We start from the raw sequence: 17,458 nt of genomic DNA, 5'->3' as shown, positions 1-17,458 counted from the left end.
ATTCGGCTGAACCATGACAAGAACCTTGGAGAAGACCCCCTCATGAAGGCTCGTCGTACCGTCGCCGCCGCCCTGTCCGTGCTGGCGCTCACCGCCGTCGCCGCCTGTGGCAAGGACGGCTCCCCGAACGCCTCGTCCGGTGACGCCTCGGCCGCCGCGCAGCTGCCCACCTACACCGTGAAGGCCGACGCCAAGCTCGACGCGTCGCCGGTGTGGGCCAACGCCAAGAAGAACGGCAAGCTGGTCATCGGTGCCAAGGCCGACCAGCCGTACCTGGGCTTCGAGGACCTGCAGACCAACACCCGCAACGGCTTCGACATCGAGATCGCCAAGATGGTCGCCGCCGACCTCGGCTTCAAGCCCGAGCAGATCGAGTGGAAGACGGTCGTCTCCGCCAACCGCGAGACCGCGCTGGCCGGCGGCCAGATCGACCTCTACGTCGGCACCTACTCGATCAACGACAACCGCAAGAAGCTGGTCTCCTTCGGCGGCCCGTACTACATCGCCGGCCAGGACCTCCTGGTGAACAAGGACAACACCGACATCACCGGTCCGGAGGCGACCAAGGACAAGGCGGTCTGCACGGTCACCGGCTCCACCTCGATCGACAAGATCAAGACCTACGGCGCCAAGGTCACCGCGTACGACACCTACGCCCAGTGCGTCGACAAGCTGCTCACCAAGGAGGTCGACGCGGTCACCACCGACGACGCCATCCTCAAGGGCTACGCCGCGAAGAACGCCGGCAAGCTCAAGGTGGTCGGCAAGACCTTCTCCACCGAGAAGTACGGCGTCGGCCTGAAGATCGACGACAAGGCGCTGCGCGACGCGGTCAACGACGCCCTGAAGGCGCACGAGGACAACGGCGACTGGAAGAAGGCGTACGACGCCACCCTGGGCCTGTCCGGCTCCGCCGCCCCGGCCGTCCCGGCGCTCGAGCGCTACTGAACCGTTTCCTGACGATCCCTTAGTACGAGAGGAGGGCCGCCGGCGTGGGCATATTGTTCGAGGACGGCAATTTCTCGCTGTTCTACCACGGCTTCCTGCAGACGATCGAGCTCAGCGCGATCAGCGCTCTGTTCGCCCTGCTGCTGGGTGGTGTGCTGGCGGCCTTCCGGGTCTCCCCGGTGCCCGTGCTCCGGGCCTTCGGCACCGGCTGGGTGATGGTGTTCCGCAACACCCCGCTGACCCTGCTGTTCTTCGGAGTGGTGTTCGCACTCCCGAGGCTCGACGTGCACCTGTCGTCGTTCACCTTCGCGGTGATGGCGCTGTCGGCGTACACCGGCGCGTTCGTCTGCGAGGTGCTGCGCTCGGGCATCAACACCGTGCCCCTCGGCCAGGCCGAGGCCGCCCGCAGCCTGGGCATGGGCTTCGGGCAGACCCTGGGCACCATCGTGCTGCCGCAGGCCGCCCGTTCGGTGCTGCCGCCGATGAGCTCGATCTTCATCGCGCTGCCGCGCAACTCGGCGGTGGCCGGCGCGTTCAACGTCCCGGAGCTGTTCAGCACCCAGAAGGCCTTCGACGAGAAGGGCTACCCGATCTTCGTGACCTTCTTCTGGATCGCGCTCGCCTACCTGCTGGTCAGCTTCACGGTCAGCGCGGTCTTCCGAGTCCTCGAGAAGCAGCTGGCGGTGGCCCGGTGAGTACCCAGAACGCGACCGTCCTCTACGACGCGCCCGGCCCGCGGGCCCGGATCCGTTACGCCGTCGCCGGCGTGCTGGGCACCCTCGGCATCGCCGCCCTCGGCTGGTACGCCTACAGCCGCCTGGCCGACGCCGGCCAGTTCTCCGGCGACATGTGGTCGGTGTTCGAGTACACCGCCGTCCAGCAGCGGATCCTCGACGGCGCCCTGGCCACCCTGAAGGCGTTCGGCCTGGCCGCGGTCTTCTCGGTGGTGTTCGGCACCCTGCTGGCTGCCGGCCGGCTCTCCGACCACCGCTGGCTGCGGGTCCCCACCACCGGTGTGGTGGAGTTCTTCCGGGCCATGCCGCTGCTGATCATGATCTTCGCGCTCTACCGGGCGGTCTTCCCGGCGGAGCCGATGTGGGCCCTGGTCATCGGCCTGACCCTCTACAACGGCGCCGTGCAGGCCGAGATCATCCGCACCGGCATCCAGACCCTGCCCCGCGGCCAGGGCGAGGCCGCCTACGCGCTGGGCATGCGCAAGACCCAGGTGATGCTGAGCGTCCTGGTGCCGCAGGCGATCCGCTCGATGCTGCCGACCATCATCGGCCAGCTGGTGGTGACCCTCAAGGACACCTCGCTCGGCTACATCATCACGTACCCCGAGCTGCTGTACGCGGGCAAGCTGATCGCCTCCAACACCTCCACCCCGGACGGCTACCCGTACATCCCGATGGTGCTGGTGATCGCACCGATCTACATCGGACTGTGCCTGGCCCTCACCGCGCTGGCCAAGTGGCTCGAGGCGCGCGGCCGTCGCGGCGCGAACCGGCGCACATCGGCCGCTGCTTGACGGCAACCCAGGTGATCTGTTGCATTGCTCTTCGTGACACCACCTGGGACGTCCCCTTCCGCCGCGGCCACCGCGCCCGAGTGCCCCGAGGTCCCGTCGTGGACCCGGTGATCGTGGTCGGGGCCGGGCCGGTCGGCCTGGCCCTGGCCCTCGCACTCGCCCGCAACGACGTCCCCAGCATCGTCCTGGACCAGGGCACCGGCGTCTGCTCGGAGGGCCCGCGCTCGGTCGTGCTCGGCGCGGAGACCGCCGCCTTCCTCACCCGGCTCGGCTACGCCAGGGCCGCCACCGACGCGGCCCGCTGGGACGCCTTCACCATCTGGCGCCGCCGCAGCGAGGTGCTCCGGGTCCCGCTGGACGACGACCCTGTCCTCCACCTCGCCCAGCACCGCCTGCAGCGCGGCCTCAGCGACGCCGTCACCGCCACCGGGCTGATCCAGTTCAGCCCGCTCAGCCGGGTGGTCGAACTGGAGCAGGACCGCGACGGCGTCTCGGTCCGCACCACCTCCGTCCAGGACGGGCGCGACACCTGGTGGCGCGGCAGCCACCTGGTCGGCTGCGACGGCGCCCGCTCCACCGTCCGCAAGCTGCTCGGCATCCGCTTCCCCGGCCGGCCGGCCGTCGACCGCCATGCGGTGGCCACCGTCCGGGTCGACCTGCCCTTCCCCGGCGAGGCCCGGCTGCACCGCGAGCCGCCGTGGCGCGGCGACCGCGAAGCCTCCGCCCGCCCGCTGCCGGACGGCCTCTGGCGGCTCGACTGGCGCCTGCCGCCCGGCCGCCCCGCCCCCACCGAACCGGTCGACCCACACGCCACCTGGCCCGGCATCGTCACCGGCGACACCCTGCTGGCCCGGGTCAAGGCCACCCTCACCGGCTGGTGCGGCGAACTCCCGCCGTTCGACCTGCTCGCCGCCGCCGACCACACCGCCCAGCAGCGCCTCGCCGCCCGCTTCCGCTCCGGCCGCTGCTTCCTCGCCGGTGACGCCGCCCACCTGCACGGCGCCCTCGGCATGCAGAACCTCGCCGACGGCCTGCGCGACGCCGACAACCTCGCCTGGCGGCTCGCCCTCGCCTGGCACCTCCCCTCCGCCGCCCCGGGCTCCCAGTCCGCCGAATCCGAGGCCCGCGGCTCGCTGCTCGACGGGTACGAGGCGGAGCGGCGCGGCGCCGTCGGCGCCCGGCTGCGGGCGGTCGACCAGACCATGCCCCTGCTGCGACCGCTGCGCGGCTGGCAGCAGACCCGGCGCTCGCTGCTCACCGGCTCCTTCCGCAAGCACGCCCCGCTGCTCGCCGACGGGCAGCTCGGCACCGGCCGGTTCGGCGGCGCGCCCGCCTACCCCGCCGCGCCCTCCGGCGTCCCCGGCCGGGTCCCGGTCCAGCGCGGCACCGGCCGCGGCACCTCGCTCACCGAGAACCACCCCGCCACCGCCCCCGGGGTACTCGTCCCGGACGTCCCGGTGGTCACCATGGAGGGCACCGCCGACTCGCTGCGGTCCCGGCTCGGCGCCGGCTTCCTGCTGGTCCTGGTCGCACCCGGCACCGCCGTCTGGTCCTCCCGGCACTGGCTGCACGTCGGCCTGATGCCGCGGCTCGCCGAGGTCGCCGGGGCCCTCCCCGTCCCCGCCGAGGTCCTGGTCGCCGAGTCCTACCCCGGCGCCGAACCGCACACCGTCCTGCTGGTCCGCCCCGACGGCCACCTCGTCGGCGCCACCCACGGCGCCGCGGACGACGCCATCCAGGACCTCGCCGCCCAGTTCCAGGCCTCCCGCCGGACGTCCCCACGTGAGCGGGTACCCCAGGGGGCGCGTGGGGGTACCTCCCGGCCGGAGGCTGGGGGAGAACTGCGCGCAGCGGAAGGTACGGCGCCGTAGCCTTCCGCCTCGAGCGGTTCCCCGCGCCCCTGGGGTCGGCCCGACCCGGCGGGGTTCAGCTCACCGGGCGAACTCGGTCGCCCGCGACTCCCGCACCACCGTGATCCGGATCTGCCCCGGGTACGTCAGCTCCTCGCGGACCTGCTTGGCGACCTCCCGGGCGATCACCTGCGCCCGCAGGTCGTCGACCAGGTCCGGCTGGACCATCACCCGGACCTCCCGCCCGGCCTGCATCGCGAACACCTTCGCCACCCCGTCGTGGGCCCGCGCTATCTCCTCCAGCCGCTCCAGGCGTCGGACGTAGGCCTCCACGGACTCCTTCCGGGCCCCCGGCCGCCCGCCCGAGCAGGCGTCGGCGGCCTGCGTCAGCACGGCCTCCACGGTGCGCGGCTCGACCTCCCCGTGGTGGGCCTCGATCGCGTGCACCACTTCCTCCGACTCCCCGTGCCGCCGCGCGAACTGTGCCCCGATCGCGGCGTGGCCGCCCGGCACCCGGTGGCTGAGCGCCTTGCCGATGTCGTGCAGCAGGGCGGCCCGCCGGACCGGTTCGGGATCGACGCCGAGCTCGGCAGCCATCATTCCGGCGATGTGGGCCGACTCGGTGAGGTGCCCGAGCACGTTCTGCCCGTAGGAGGTGCGGTAGCGCAGGGTGCCGAGGGTCAAAACCAGCTCGGGCGCCATCGGGCCGCCGACCCGGACGGCCAGCAGCGCGTCCTCGCCGGCCCGTACGCACAGTCGCTCGACCTCGGCGCGACTGCGCTCGTACGCCTCCTCGATCCGGGCCGGGTGGATCCGGCCGTCCGAGACCAGCGACTCCAGGGTGAGCCGGGCGGCCTCCCGGCGCACCGGATCGAAGCAGGAGAGCTGGACGACGCCGGGGGTGTCGTCGACGATCAGGTTGACGCCGGTCACCGCTTCGAAAGCCCGGATGTTGCGGCCCTCCCGGCCGATGATCCGGCCCTTCATGTCCTCGTTGGGGAGGCGGAACTGGGACACCGCGGTGTCGGCGGTCTGCTCGGCGGCCAGCCGCTGGATCGAGGAGGCGATGATCTCCCGGGCCCGCTGCTCGCCGTCGGCCTTCGCGCGCCGTTCGATCTCGCGGACGACGACCGCGGCCTCCCGGTCGGCCTCGGTGCGGGCGGCGTCGACCAGTTCGGCCCTGGCCTGGTCGGCGGTCAGCCCGGCGGCCCGTTCGAGGGTGCGGCGCTGCTCGGCGGCGAGTTCGTCCAGCTCGCCGCGCAGCCGCTGCGACTCGGCGGTGCGCTCGGCGAGCTCGTCCTCCTGGCTGTGCAGGCGGCGCAGTTCGGCGGTCAGCCGTTCCTCGCGGCGGTCGAGTTCGGCACGGCGCTGGCGGACCATCAGCCAGGCGGCGGCCATCACCGCGGCAAGCACCCCGACCAGGAGCAGGGCGGCCGGCAGGGAGGTTCCCGATCCGGTGCCTGTGGCGATGCTCATCCGGCCCACTCCCCGTCCCTGGACACGATCCAGCGCAGGCGTGGCCGTAGCGCGATCGAAAGTGATCCCCCTGCCTGCGAGGCTAGGCGCGGGTTACGAAACGGTCAAGATGCGACTTCAAGTTGGCGCACTCGATCTGAGCCGGTGTCACCACGGCTCGTCGCCCTCGGGCTCCCGGCCGGACGCGCCCTCGTCGGCCGCCTCCTCGTCGAGGGCTTCGCGGACGACCCGGAAGGCCAGGCCTTCGGCGTATCCGCGACGGGCCAGCACGCCGACCAGCCGGCGGATCCGGGTCTCCCGCTCCAGGCCGCGGGTGGCGCGCAGCTTGCGCTCGACCAGGGCGCGGGCGGCGTCGGTCTCGTCGTCGGAGTCGACCTGGGCGAGCGCCCGCTCGACCAGCTCGCCGGCCACGCCCTTGGTCCGCAGTTCCTGGCCCAGGGCCCGCCGGGAGAGTCCGCGCCGGGTGTGCCGGGCCTCGACCCACGCGGCGGCGAAGGCGGCGTCGTCGATCAGACCGACCTCCTCGTAGCGGGAGAGCACCTCCTCGGCCACCCCGTCCGGGATCTCCCGGCGGCGCAGCGCGTCGGCCAGCTGTTTGCGGGTCTTGGCCGCGCCGGTGAGCAGGCGCAGGCAGATGTCGCGGGCGCGCGCGGCCGGGTCCACGGGCTCGGCGACGGGCCCGCCGTCCTCGGCGGGTGCGGTACGCCTGCGGTGGCGCGGGGCCGGCGGCTCGGTCGGCGCGTCGGGGTCCGGCCCCGTGGGCCGCTCCTCGGTCAGCGCGGAACGGCGGCGGCGCCGGCCTCCGGGCAGCTCGGAGGCCCGGAGCAGCTCGGGCAGCTCCGGGGCCGGGTCGTCCGTCTCGCCACCGGGTGCACCGGCCGGCCCGTCGGTCCGGGTGTCGGCCGGTTCGCCGTCCGGTTCGGCGCAGGCCGCGAACCAGTCGGGCGGACCGATGTCACCGGGCTCGTCCATCGAGCCCGGTGACCGGTCGGGATGGTGCGTCAACGGCTCAGGCCTTGGCAGCGGCCGCCGCCTTCTTCGCCGCGGCGGTCTTGGCCGGCGCGGGGACCTCGGCGGCCGGAGCGGCGGCCTCGCCGCCGGGGGTCTCGACCTTGGGGCCGATGCCGAGCTTGCCCTTGATCTTGGCCTCGATCTCGTCGGCCAGCTGCGGGTTGTCGCGCAGGAAGTTGCGGGCGTTCTCCTTGCCCTGGCCGAGCTGGTCGCCCTCGTAGGTGTACCAGGCGCCGGACTTGCGGATGAAGCCGTGCTCGACGCCCATGTCGATCAGGCCGCCCTCGCGGCTGATGCCCACGCCGTAGAGGATGTCGAACTCGGCCTGCTTGAACGGCGCGGCGACCTTGTTCTTGACCACCTTGACGCGGGTGCGGTTGCCGACCGCCTCGGTGCCGTCCTTCAGCGTCTCGATGCGGCGGATGTCGAGCCGGACCGAGGCGTAGAACTTCAGCGCGCGGCCACCGGTCGTGGTCTCCGGCGAGCCGAACATGACGCCGATCTTCTCGCGCAGCTGGTTGATGAAGACGGCGGTGGTGTTGGACTGGTTGAGCGCGCCGGCGATCTTGCGCAGTGCCTGGCTCATCAGGCGGGCCTGCAGACCGACGTGCGAGTCGCCCATCTCGCCCTCGATCTCGGCGCGGGGCACCAGCGCCGCGACCGAGTCGATGATCACCAGGTCGATCGCGCCGGAGCGGATCAGCATGTCGGTGATCTCGAGGGCCTGCTCACCGGTGTCCGGCTGGCTGACCAGCAGGGCGTCGGTGTCCACGCCGAGCTTCTTGGCGTACTCGGGGTCGAGCGCGTGCTCCGCGTCGACGAAGGCGACCGTGCCGCCGGCCCGCTGTGCGTTGGCCGCCAGGTGCAGGGTCAGCGTGGTCTTGCCGGACGACTCGGGGCCGTAGATCTCGACCACCCGGCCGCGCGGGATGCCGCCGACGCCCAGCGCCACGTCCAGGGCGGTGGAGCCGGTGGGGATCACGTCGATGGGCTCGTTGGCCTTCTCGCCCAGGCGCATCACCGAGCCCTTGCCGAACTGCCGCTCGATCTGGGCGAGCGCGGTCTCAAGAGCCTTCTCGCGGTCCGTACCTGCCATGGCTTCCACCCTCGGGTTCTGTGCTGTGCGCTTCATCGTCATCGACGCTAGCGCGTCCCACCGACAATCGACCCGGATCGGGCCCGGCCTGTGGAAAACTCGACGCGCACGAGTATAGGGAACACTCGTTCGATTATCTGCCGAACCCCTCCCCCGATCCGTCGCCACCGCCCTGACCTGGGGTTTCGTCCGAAGATCCACCACTCACCATGCGCCGCAACCGGCGCACGGTCTGCCGCCTGCGCTCCCTGCGTTCCTCGCCCCGGTCGATCCGCGGGTCGGCGGCCACCTCGTAGCGGCGCACGTAGGTGCCGACGAAGCCCTGCAGGGTGGCCGCCGCCGGGATCGCGATCAGCGCCCCGACCGCACCGAGCAGCGCCGCCCCGGCGATCACCGAGCCGAACGCCACCGCCGGGTGCACGTCCACCGTCCGCGCGGTGATCCGCGGGTGCAGCAGGTAGTTCTCGACCTGCTGGTAGACGATCACGAAGGCCAGCACCCAGACCGCGTCCACCGGCTGCCCGGTCAGCGCCACCAGCACCGGCAGCGCCCCCGCGATGTACGTGCCGATGGTCGGCACGAACTGGGACATCACACCGACCCAGATGCCCAGCGCGGCGGCGTACGGCAGCCCGATCAGCTCGAAGGCGATCCAGTGCGCCAGGGTCGACACCAGCGCCAGCAGCGCCCGCGAGTAGAGGTAGCCGCCGGTCTTGGCCAGCGCGATCTCCCAGGCCCGCAGCACCTCGCCCTGGTGCTCCGGCGGCAGCAGCGAGCAGACGGTGCGCCGCACCCGCGGGCCCTCGGCGGTGAAGTAGAAGGTGAACAACCCGACCGTGAAGGCCTGGAACAGGCCGCCGATCACCGTGGAGGAGACGCCCCAGACGTTGTCCGCGGCCTGCTGGGCGTAGCCCTCGATGGTGCCGGAGTCCTTGAGCACCTGGTGCTGCAGCTGGCTCAGCGAGACGTCCTGGTGGAAGGTCCGGTTGATCCAGTCGATCAGGTTCTCCAGCAGGTGCGGGAGACGGGTGGCGATCTGGCTGACCTGGTCCACCAGCAGGGTGCCGAGCGCGGTGACGAAGCCGGCCACGGCCACCGCCAGCGCGATGAACACCAGGAAGGTGCCGAGCCCGCGGCGCATCCCGCGGGCCGCCATCCGGTCCACCGCGGGCTCGATCGCCAGCGAGAGGAAGAACGCCACCAGCAGCATCACGAACAGGTCGATGAGCTGGTGGAAGGCCCAGTCGGCGAGCTGGAAGAGGCCGACCAGCGCCAGCGCCAGCAGCATCGCCCGGGGCAGCCAGCGCGGCATCGCCCCGCCGCGCAGGGCGGGGCGGCGGGGGCGGTCCTCGGTGGCCCGGTCCGGCCGCGGCGGCGCCTCCGCCGCTCCGGGGGCCTCGGCCGGTCGGGGAGTCTCGAACGGGGTCTCTGCGCTGCTCACCACCGGGACAGTCTCACCCATACCCGGTCGAAACCGGTCAACCGAAACCGGTCAGCGCAGCTGCGCCGACACCCCCTGGGTCTCGCAGACCGCGCGCCACACGTCCTTGGCCTCCCACCCGGCGTCCAGCGCCTGGCGGACGGTCCGGTGGTCGAGCTCGGCCATCACGTGGTCCTGCGCGAAGGACTCCGCGTACGCCTCGCCGAAGTGCAGGTACATCCGTCGCCAGAACTCGGTCAGCCTCATGCGGTCCAGTATCCGGTACCGCGGGCCGCGCCCCGGGGGCTACCGGGGCAGGTCCAGGATGCCCGCCCCGAGGTACTCCCGGTCCTGGCAGCCGGCGGGCAGCAGCTGCGAGCAGTTGGCCTCGGCCGCCTCGGTGAGCCGGGCGACCACCCGGTCCGGGCCCCAGTCAGGGTGGGTGGCGGCCACCACCGCGACCGCACCGGTGACGTGGGCGGCGGCCATCGAGGTGCCAGCCAGTGCCGCGTACTGCCCGCCGGGCCAGTCGGAGACCACCGCGTCCTGCGGCCCGCCGTCGGGGTCGCCGCCCGGGGCGGCCAGCGAGATCCGCCCGCGCCCGTAGTTGGTGTAGGCGGCGGGCAGCCCGCGCCGGTCGACCGCGCTCACCGTGACCACGCCGGGCAGTTCGCCGGGCAGCCGGACGCACTCGGTGCCCAGCTGCCGGTCCTGGGCCGGTCCGGAGTCCCGGTCGTTGGGGCTCCGCTGGTCCTCGCGGCCGGCGGTGAGGTCCTGCGCGTCGTTGCCGGCCGAGGCGACCACCACCGCGCCCTGCTTCTGGGCGTAGGCGACGGCCCGGCCGACGGCGGCGATCAGCGCGGCCTGGTCGGGGTCCTCGGGGCAGTTGTACTTCCACGGGTCGGCGAAGTAGCTGTCGTTGATGGCCTTGGCGCCGTGGTCGGCGGCCCAGAGCATGCCGCAGACGATGTTCTCGGCGTAGTACTGGCCGAGCGGGCCGAGCAGCCGGACGGCGGCGATCCGCACGCCGGGGGCGACGCCGGTGACGCCGTGCCCGTCCCGGGCGGCGCCGACGATGCCGGCGACGTGGGTGCCGTGGCCGCTCTCGGTGACCCCGGGGTCGGGCCGCCAGGACCCGTACCGGGCGTCGGGCCGGCCGTCGGCGCAGGAGACCGAGGAGCGCGGGTCGACGGCGGCGCGCAGGTCGGGGTGGGTGTCGTCGACGCCGGAGTCGAGCACCGCGACGGTCACGTGACGCAGCTCCTGGGCGGTGGGGACGGCGCCGCGGTCGATCACGTGGTCGCCGGTGGGCACCCGCAGCAGGGTGCCGGGCCCGGCGGGCTGCTCGGTGGCGCCGATCATGGCGAGGTTCCAGTCGCTCTGCTCGGCGGGGTCGGGGATGGTGGCGGTGGAGTCGTCCGTCGACTCGACGCTGGTCGGGGCGAACGCCCCGAGGCCGCTGAGCGGGCGCGGCGGCCCGGGTACGGCAGCGGTACGGGTGGCGCCGACCGCGGCTATGCCCGGACGTCCGCGCAGCCGCTCGGCGAACTGGCCGGTGGCGTACGCGAGCACGGCGCCGATCTGCGGGTAGTCCTGGATCACCGTGCCGCCGGCCGCCTGGGCCTCGACGGAGGCGTGCTTGGCGCCCTGGGCGTCCAGGGTGTCGGCGAGCACCAGGTAGCTGAGGAAGGAGCGGCCGGGTCCGGCCACGTACGGGACGGCGCCGCCGAGCAGGAGGGCGGTCAGCAGCATCGCGCCGAGCACCTGGAGGCTGCGGTGCCGGGCCGGGCGGCCGTGGTGGCTGACCTGCTCCATGGCGCGGCCTCCGCTCCTCGGGCCTGCGCGACCGCCGGCCTAATACCTCACCATATGAGCGGATTGTCCTATTTGACTTGCTGGACTGCGTCAGACGGTGACCGACCCGCGGGCTGTCGGTGGCAGCGGGCACCATGGGGGCATGGCGCGACCCACCTCCGACGCTCTCGACGGCTTCGCCCCGGCGACCACCGCCTGGTTCACCGGCGCCTTCGAGGCGCCCACCGAGGCCCAGGCCCAGGCCTGGTCGGCCATCCGGCAGGAGACCGACGTCCTGGTGGTCGCCCCCACCGGCTCCGGCAAGACCCTGGCGGCCTTCCTCTCGGCGCTCGACCGGCTCAGCGCCACCCCGCCCCCGGCCGACCCCAAGCGCCGCTGCCGGGTGCTCTACATCTCGCCGCTCAAGGCCCTCGCGGTCGACGTCGAGCGCAACCTGCGGGCCCCGCTGGCCGGCCTGCGCCAGGCCGCCGTCCGGCTCGGCCTGCCCGAGCCCGAGGTCCAGGTCGCCATCCGCTCCGGCGACACCCCCGCCGCCGACCGCCGCCGCTTCACCACCCACCCGCCGGACATCCTGATCACCACCCCCGAGTCGCTGTTCCTGCTGCTCACCTCCGCCTCGCGGGAGGCGCTGCGCGGCATCGACACGGTGATCCTGGACGAGGTGCACGCCGTCGCCGGCACCAAGCGCGGCGCCCACCTGGCGCTCAGCCTGGAGCGGCTCGACCGGCTGCTGGACCGCCCCGCCCGCCGGATCGGGCTCTCCGCCACCGTCCGCCCGGTCGAGGAGGTGGCCCGCTTCCTCAGCCCCCACCGCGGGGCGAGCATCGTCCAGCCCGCCGTCGCCAAGGAGTTCGACCTCTCCGTGGTCGTCCCGGTCGCCGACCTGGCCGACCTGCCGGCCGCCACCACCGGCCCCGCCGAGAACGGCGACGGTCGTCAGAACTCGATCTGGCCGCACGTCGAGGAGCGGATCGTCGACCTGGTCCAGGCCCACCGCTCGACCATCGTGTTCGCCAACTCCCGCCGGCTCGCCGAGCGCCTGTGCAACCGGCTGAACGAGATCGCCTACGAGCGGGCCACCGGCGAGGCCATGCCCGAGGCGCACGGCCCGGCCGAGCTGATGGGCGGCTCCGGCGCGGCCGCCGGCGCCCCGCCGGTGCTCGCCCGGGCCCACCACGGCTCGGTCTCCAAGGAGCAGCGCGCCCTGGTCGAGGAGGAGCTGAAGGCCGGCCGGCTGCCCGCCGTGGTCGCCACCTCCAGCCTGGAGCTGGGCATCGACATGGGCGCCGTCGAGCTGGTGGTCCAGGTCGAGTCGCCGCCCTCGGTCGCCTCCGGCCTGCAACGCGTCGGCCGCGCGGGCCACCAGGTCGGCGCGGTCTCCACCGGCGTGGTCTTCCCCAAGTACCGCGGCGACCTGGTGCAGTCCGCCGTGGTCACCGAGCGGATGCGCGCCGGGCGGATCGAGGCCCTGCGCATCCCCCGCAACCCGCTGGACGTGCTGGCCCAGCAGTTGGTCGCGATGACCGCCCTGGACACCTGGGACGTGGACGAGCTGCTCACCGTGGTCCGCCGCGCCGCGCCGTTCGCCACCCTCCCCCAGTCCGCCTTCGACGGCGTGCTCGACATGCTGGCCGGCCGCTACCCCTCCGACGCCTTCGCCGAACTGCGCCCCCGCCTGGTCTGGGACCGGGTCGCAGGTCAAGTCACCGGCCGCCCCGGCGCCCAGCGGCTCGCCGTCACCTCCGGCGGCACCATCCCCGACCGCGGCCTGTTCGGCGTCTTCATCGCCGGAGCGGACCCCAAGAAGGGCGGCGGACGCGTCGGAGAGCTGGACGAGGAGATGGTCTACGAGTCCCGGGTCGGCGACGTCTTCACCCTCGGCACCACCTCCTGGCGGATCGAGGAGATCACCCACGACAAGGTGCTGGTCACCCCCGCCCCGGGCGTGCCCGGACGGCTCCCGTTCTGGAAGGGCGACACCCTCGGCCGTCCGCTGGAGCTCGGCCGCGCCGTCGGCGCCTTCGTCCGCGAGGTCGGCGCCCTGACGCCGGAGGCCGCCACCGAGCGGCTGCGCCTGGCCGGCCTGGACGACTGGGCGGCCGGCAACCTGCTCTCGTACCTGGCCGAGCAGCGCGAGGCCTGCGGCCACCTCCCGGACGACCGCACCATCGTGGTCGAGCGCTTCCGCGACGAGCTCGGCGACTGGCGGATCGTCATCCACTCCCCGTTCGGCGCCCAGGTGCACGCCCCGTGGGCGCTCGCCCTCGGCGCCCGCCTGCGCGAGAAGCACGGCCTGGACCCGCAGGTGATGCACGCCGACGACGGCATCGTGCTCCGCCTGCCGGACGCGGACCTCCTGGACTTCCCCACCGACAAGCCGGTCACCGACGACGCCCCGGTCGGCGCCGACACGGCGCTCTTCGACCGCGGCGAGATCGAACAGATCGTCACCGACCAGGTCGGCGGCTCCGCCCTGTTCGCCGCCCGCTTCCGCGAGTGCGCCGGCCGCGCCCTGCTGCTGCCCCGCCGCAACCCCGGCCGCCGCACCCCGCTCTGGCAGCAGCGCCAGCGCGCCTCCCAGCTGCTGGAGGTCGCCGCCGAGTACGGCTCCTTCCCGATCGTCCTGGAGGCCGTCCGCGAGTGCCTCCAGGACGTCTTCGACGTCCCCGGGCTGGTCGAGCTGATGGGCGACCTGGAGTCCCGCGCCGTCCGCCTGGTCGAGGTCACCACCGCCGAGCCCTCCCCCTTCGCCCGCTCCCTGCTCTTCGGCTACGTCGCCCAGTTCCTGTACGAGGGCGACTCCCCGATCGCCGAGCGCCGCGCTGCCGCCCTCTCCCTCGACTCCCGGCTGCTCTCCGAACTGCTCGGCCAGGCCGAGCTGCGCGAACTCCTCGACCCGCAGGTCCTCGCCGACCTGGAGGCCGAACTCCAGCGACTCACCCCCGAGCGGCGGATCAAGGACGCCGAGGGCGTCGCCGACGCCCTGCGCCTGCTCGGCCCGCTCGGCGAGGCCGAACTGACCACCCGCGGCGCCGAGCCGCTCTGGGCCCTGGAACTGGAGGCCGCCCGCCGGGTGATCCAGGTCCGGATCGCCGGAGAGCTGCGCTGGTCCGCCATCGAGGACGCGGGCCGGCTGCGCGACGCCCTCGGCACCCCGCTGCCGGTCGGCGTCCCCGAGGCGTTCACCGAACCGGTCAAGGACCCGCTCGGCGACCTGATCGCCCGCTACGCCCGCACCCACGGCCCGTTCACCGCCGCCGAGGCGGCCGGCCGGTTCGGCCTCGGCACCGCCGTCGTCACCGGCACCCTGCACCGGCTCACCGCCGCCGGCCGCCTGGTCCAGGGCGAGTTCCGGCCCATCGAGGGCCACACCGCCACCCACGAGTGGTGCGACGCCGACGTGCTGCGCCGGCTGCGCCGCCGCTCACTGGCCGCCCTGCGCCAGGAGGTCGAGGCCGTCCCGCCGCGCGCCCTCGCCGCCTTCCTGCCCCAGTGGCAGCACCTGGCCGGCCACCGGCTGCGTGGCCTCGACGGCCTCTACCGGGTGATCGAACAGCTCCAGGGCACCGCCCTGCCCGCCTCCGCCCTGGAGAAGCTGGTGCTGCCCGCCCGGCTCACCGACTACCGGCCCGGCATGCTCGACGAACTGATGTCCGCCGGCGAGATCGGCTGGTCCGGTGCCGGCGCACTGCCCGGCAAGGACGGCTGGATCAGCCTTCACCTCCCGGACAACGCCCACCTGCTGCGCCCCGAGCCCGTCCCGCCCGCACTCACCCCGCTGCACACCGCCCTGCTGGACGTGCTCGCCGGCGGCTGGGGCCTGTTCTTCCGCCAGCTCGCCGACCGGCTCGCCGAGCCGTTCCCCGACACCTCCCCCACCGAACTCGCCGACGCCCTCTGGGACCTGGTCTGGGCCGGCTACGTCACCAACGACACCCTCGCCCCGCTGCGTGCCCTGCTCGGCTCCGGCCGCACCGCCGGCTCCACCGCCCACCGGGCCCCCCGCGCCACCCCGCGCGGCCGCTACGGCGGCGCCGGGCGGGGCCTCGGCCGACCCGCCGGGGCGCTGCGCTCCGGCCCGCCCACCGTCGCCGGCCGCTGGTCCCTGCTGCCGGCGTACGGCGGCGACCCGACCGTGCGGGCCACCGCCCAGGCGCAGAACCTGCTCGACCGGCACGGCATCCTCACCCGCGGCACCGTCACCGCCGAACGCGTCCCCGGCGGCTTCGCCGGGGTGTACCGGGTGCTCGCCGCTCTGGAGGAGCGCGGCAAGGCCCGCCGCGGCTACTTCGTCGAGGGCCTCGGCGGCGCCCAGTTCGCCATGGAGGGCGCGGCCGACCGGCTGCGCTCGATCAGCGGCCGCCTGGAGCGCGCCGCCGCCTCCGACTGGTCCACCACCGGCTCCGCCGAACCCCCTCAGGTCCTGGTCCTCGCCGCCGCCGACCCCGCCAACGCGTACGGCGCCGCCCTGGCCTGGCCCGAACCCCCGGCCTCACCCGACCCGGACGCCACCACCAGAGCCACCGCCCACCGCCCCGGCCGCAAGGCCGGCGCCCTGGTCGTCCTGGTCGACGGCGAACTCGCGCTCTACGTCGAGCGCGGCGGCAAGTCCCTGCTCAGTTGGGCGGCGGACCCCGGACCGGCCGCAACCGCCCTCGCGGGCGCCGTCCGCGACGGCACCCTCGGCACCGTCACCGTCGAACGCGCCAACGGCGAACCCGCCCTCACCTCGGCCCTCGCCCCCGCCCTGGAAGCCGCCGGCTTCCACCCCACCCCCCGCGGCTACCGCCTACGCGCATGAGCCCCCCAGGGGCGCGGAAAACTGCACAGGTCGGGCAGACCCCAGGGGCGCGGGGAACTGCGCGCGTACGAAAGGTACGGTCCCGCAGCCTTCCGCCTCACCCGCCGTCCGGCTCGCGCTCCAGGGGATGCCCTCGCAGTTCCCCGAGCCCCTGACGGAGTTCTCCCGTCCGCGCATGAGCCTCTCGGGTGTGGATGGGCACCAGCGCCAGCCCCCAGCCACCCGCCGCGAATATGCCGAGGGCGGCACCGCCGGAACCGACGGTGCCGCCCAGCAGCAAGATCCAACCCAACGTGCCGGCCAGCACGAGCAGAACCCCGCGCAGCGCCCACGCACCCCGCATCTGCGGCCTCCTTCACTCGCGTCCCGAGATCGTCGGGACCGGCGAGGTCCGGTCAGGCCGCCACCACGTCCATGGCCGCCGTCTTGGGCGACATGGAACCGGCCCGGTCGACGCCGGGCGACGGCAGCGGAACCGGTTCGAGCACCGGCCTCAGCAGATCACCCTCCGAGAGGGTGGCCATCGCCGCAAGTTCGGCGAGCGACAGCTCGTCGCTGACCTCGCGCATGACCTCGGACATCCGGACATCGAGCGCGTCGCAGATGGCGGAGAGCAGCTCGGAGGAGGCCTCCTTCTGTCCCCGCTCGACCTCGGAGAGGTAGCCGAGCGAAACCCTGGCGGCTGCCGACACCTCGCGGAGTGTGCGGCCCTGGCGCTGGCGCTGCCGACGCAGCACATCGCCCAGCAGGCGACGGAGCAGAATCATCGGTGCCTCCCTCCTCGGACTGCGGATCGAGATGTCACGCCCCCACCGTACCGCCTTGTCCGCATCCCGTGCGGGGACCGTGGTCGTGTTCACTCTGGGCTGCAAGGCTGCCCCCTCCCCTGTCTGTTCCCCGCCTCTGGCTGGATATCTGCCCAACCGGGCCATCCGGTCTAACACGATCCTCCGGCCCGCGGGGCCAGTTCAGCGATTTCAGCAAACCTCAGCGCGCCGGGGAATCGTTCGCTACACGTTCGAGCAGCAACTCGAGGGCGGCCGTCACCGTGTCGCGCCGGATTGTGGCACGCTCCCCCGACAACCGCGGTGACGCCGCCGCTGTTCCCGCCGGGCCGGCCAGCGCGACGTGGACGGTGCCGACCGGCTGCCCGTCCTGCGGGTCGGGTCCGGCCACGCCGGTGGTGGCGAGGCCGTAGGTGGCGCCGAGCAGGCGGCGGACGCCGTCGGCCATCTGGCGGGCGACCACCGGGTGGACCGGGCCGTGGACGGCGAGCAGGCCCTCGTCCACGCCCAGCACCGAGGCCTTGATGTCGGTCGCGTACGCGGTGACCGAGCCGCGCAGCACCGTCGAGGCGCCGGGCACGTCGACCAGCGTGGCCGCCAGCAGGCCGCCGGTCAGCGACTCGGCGACGGCCAGCGTCGCCCCCTCGCCGCGCACCGCCGCCAGCACCCGCTCGGCAAGCCCGCTGCCGCCTGCGGCCCCGCCCCCGCCCGTGTCCCCTGACAGGCCC

14 protein-coding genes are annotated in these 17,458 nt (G+C 73.8%); 5 read left to right on the top strand and 9 right to left on the bottom strand.

Annotation, left to right across the window (positions count from 1 at the left end; genetic code table 11):
- The first annotated feature begins 42 nt into the window (after positions 1 to 42).
- From FHR36_RS04685 to FHR36_RS04670, 4 genes are all read left to right on the top strand, one after another.
- Positions 43 to 948 (top strand): glutamate ABC transporter substrate-binding protein, encoded by a 906-nt coding sequence (locus FHR36_RS04685; protein WP_253793969.1) that lies wholly within the window; start codon positions 43 to 45, stop codon positions 946 to 948.
- Positions 949 to 992: 44 nt separating this feature from the next.
- Positions 993 to 1,643, top strand: a complete 651-nt coding sequence (locus FHR36_RS04680; protein WP_253793968.1) for an amino acid ABC transporter permease — start codon at positions 993 to 995, stop codon at positions 1,641 to 1,643.
- Entirely contained in the window at positions 1,640 to 2,476 is an 837-nt protein-coding gene (locus FHR36_RS04675; RefSeq protein ID WP_253793967.1) for an amino acid ABC transporter permease, read from the top strand. Before FHR36_RS04680 ends, FHR36_RS04675 begins: the two co-directional genes overlap by 4 nt.
- Before the next feature lie 98 nt (positions 2,477 to 2,574).
- Positions 2,575 to 4,347: an FAD-dependent monooxygenase gene (locus FHR36_RS04670; RefSeq protein ID WP_253793965.1), complete on the top strand. Its 1,773-nt coding sequence runs from the start codon at positions 2,575 to 2,577 to the stop codon at positions 4,345 to 4,347.
- A 60-nt stretch (positions 4,348 to 4,407) separates the two neighbouring features.
- Here the strand turns inward: FHR36_RS04670 and rny are convergent, their stop codons facing one another.
- The 6 genes from rny to FHR36_RS04640 form a co-directional block, all read right to left on the bottom strand.
- Positions 4,408 to 5,802 (bottom strand): ribonuclease Y, encoded by a 1,395-nt coding sequence (gene rny, locus FHR36_RS04665; RefSeq protein WP_253793964.1) that lies wholly within the window; start codon positions 5,800 to 5,802, stop codon positions 4,408 to 4,410.
- 147 nt (positions 5,803 to 5,949) lie between these two features.
- Positions 5,950 to 6,774, bottom strand: a complete 825-nt coding sequence (locus FHR36_RS04660) for a regulatory protein RecX (protein ID WP_253793962.1) — start codon at positions 6,772 to 6,774, stop codon at positions 5,950 to 5,952.
- Between the two features lie 37 nt (positions 6,775 to 6,811).
- Positions 6,812 to 7,909 (bottom strand): recombinase RecA, encoded by a 1,098-nt coding sequence (gene recA / locus FHR36_RS04655; protein WP_253793960.1) that lies wholly within the window; start codon positions 7,907 to 7,909, stop codon positions 6,812 to 6,814.
- Positions 7,910 to 8,042: 133 nt separating this feature from the next.
- Positions 8,043 to 9,221 (bottom strand): AI-2E family transporter, encoded by a 1,179-nt coding sequence (locus FHR36_RS04650; protein WP_253794740.1) that lies wholly within the window; start codon positions 9,219 to 9,221, stop codon positions 8,043 to 8,045.
- A 180-nt stretch (positions 9,222 to 9,401) separates the two neighbouring features.
- The gene (locus FHR36_RS04645) at positions 9,402 to 9,596 is read right to left on the bottom strand and encodes a DUF3046 domain-containing protein (protein WP_253793958.1); all 195 of its coding nucleotides are present in this window, start codon (positions 9,594 to 9,596) and stop codon (positions 9,402 to 9,404) included.
- Positions 9,597 to 9,635: 39 nt separating this feature from the next.
- Positions 9,636 to 11,144 carry a S8 family serine peptidase gene (locus FHR36_RS04640; RefSeq protein ID WP_253793956.1) on the bottom strand — a complete coding sequence of 503 codons (1,509 nt, stop codon included), beginning with the start codon at positions 11,142 to 11,144 and terminating at the stop codon, positions 9,636 to 9,638.
- Positions 11,145 to 11,286: 142 nt separating this feature from the next.
- Between FHR36_RS04640 and FHR36_RS04635 the strand changes: the two genes are divergently transcribed.
- On the top strand, positions 11,287 to 15,945 hold the full coding sequence (locus tag FHR36_RS04635) for an ATP-dependent helicase (protein ID WP_253793955.1): 4,659 nt from the start codon (positions 11,287 to 11,289) through the stop codon (positions 15,943 to 15,945).
- A gap of 97 nt (positions 15,946 to 16,042) precedes the next feature.
- On the opposite strand, the gene FHR36_RS04630 is transcribed toward FHR36_RS04635, so the two are convergent.
- The 3 genes from FHR36_RS04630 to FHR36_RS04620 form a co-directional block, all read right to left on the bottom strand.
- On the bottom strand, positions 16,043 to 16,288 hold the full coding sequence (locus tag FHR36_RS04630) for a hypothetical protein (RefSeq protein WP_253793954.1): 246 nt from the start codon (positions 16,286 to 16,288) through the stop codon (positions 16,043 to 16,045).
- 52 nt (positions 16,289 to 16,340) lie between these two features.
- Positions 16,341 to 16,712, bottom strand: coding sequence for a helix-turn-helix domain-containing protein (locus FHR36_RS04625; protein ID WP_253793953.1), 372 nt, complete (start codon positions 16,710 to 16,712; stop codon positions 16,341 to 16,343).
- 220 nt (positions 16,713 to 16,932) lie between these two features.
- On the bottom strand, positions 16,933 to 17,454 hold the full coding sequence (locus tag FHR36_RS04620) for a CinA family protein (RefSeq protein WP_253794738.1): 522 nt from the start codon (positions 17,452 to 17,454) through the stop codon (positions 16,933 to 16,935).
- Positions 17,455 to 17,458 lie beyond the last annotated feature (4 nt).

The organism is Kitasatospora cinereorecta, from assembly GCF_024172095.1.
Taxonomy (GTDB): Bacteria; Actinomycetota; Actinomycetes; order Streptomycetales; family Streptomycetaceae; genus Kitasatospora; species Kitasatospora cinereorecta.
Note: the sequence above shows the minus strand (reverse complement) of the source record. Positions and strands in the feature narration are given on the sequence as shown.

What these genes read in the sequence shown, in the direction of transcription:
- FHR36_RS04660 (WP_253793962.1), bottom strand. Translation starts at nt 6,774, where the DNA reads ATGGACGAGCCCGGTGACATCGGTCCGCCCGACTGGTTCGCGGCCTGC.
- FHR36_RS04685 (WP_253793969.1), top strand. Translation starts at nt 43, where the DNA reads ATGAAGGCTCGTCGTACCGTCGCCGCCGCCCTGTCCGTGCTGGCGCTC.
- FHR36_RS04625 (WP_253793953.1), bottom strand. Translation starts at nt 16,712, where the DNA reads ATGATTCTGCTCCGTCGCCTGCTGGGCGATGTGCTGCGTCGGCAGCGC.
- FHR36_RS04645 (WP_253793958.1), bottom strand. Translation starts at nt 9,596, where the DNA reads ATGAGGCTGACCGAGTTCTGGCGACGGATGTACCTGCACTTCGGCGAG.
- recA (WP_253793960.1), bottom strand. Translation starts at nt 7,909, where the DNA reads ATGGCAGGTACGGACCGCGAGAAGGCTCTTGAGACCGCGCTCGCCCAG.
- rny (WP_253793964.1), bottom strand. Translation starts at nt 5,802, where the DNA reads ATGAGCATCGCCACAGGCACCGGATCGGGAACCTCCCTGCCGGCCGCC.
- FHR36_RS04650 (WP_253794740.1), bottom strand. Translation starts at nt 9,221, where the DNA reads ATGCCGCGCTGGCTGCCCCGGGCGATGCTGCTGGCGCTGGCGCTGGTC.
- FHR36_RS04630 (WP_253793954.1), bottom strand. Translation starts at nt 16,288, where the DNA reads ATGCGGGGTGCGTGGGCGCTGCGCGGGGTTCTGCTCGTGCTGGCCGGC.
- FHR36_RS04640 (WP_253793956.1), bottom strand. Translation starts at nt 11,144, where the DNA reads ATGGAGCAGGTCAGCCACCACGGCCGCCCGGCCCGGCACCGCAGCCTC.
- FHR36_RS04635 (WP_253793955.1), top strand. Translation starts at nt 11,287, where the DNA reads ATGGCGCGACCCACCTCCGACGCTCTCGACGGCTTCGCCCCGGCGACC.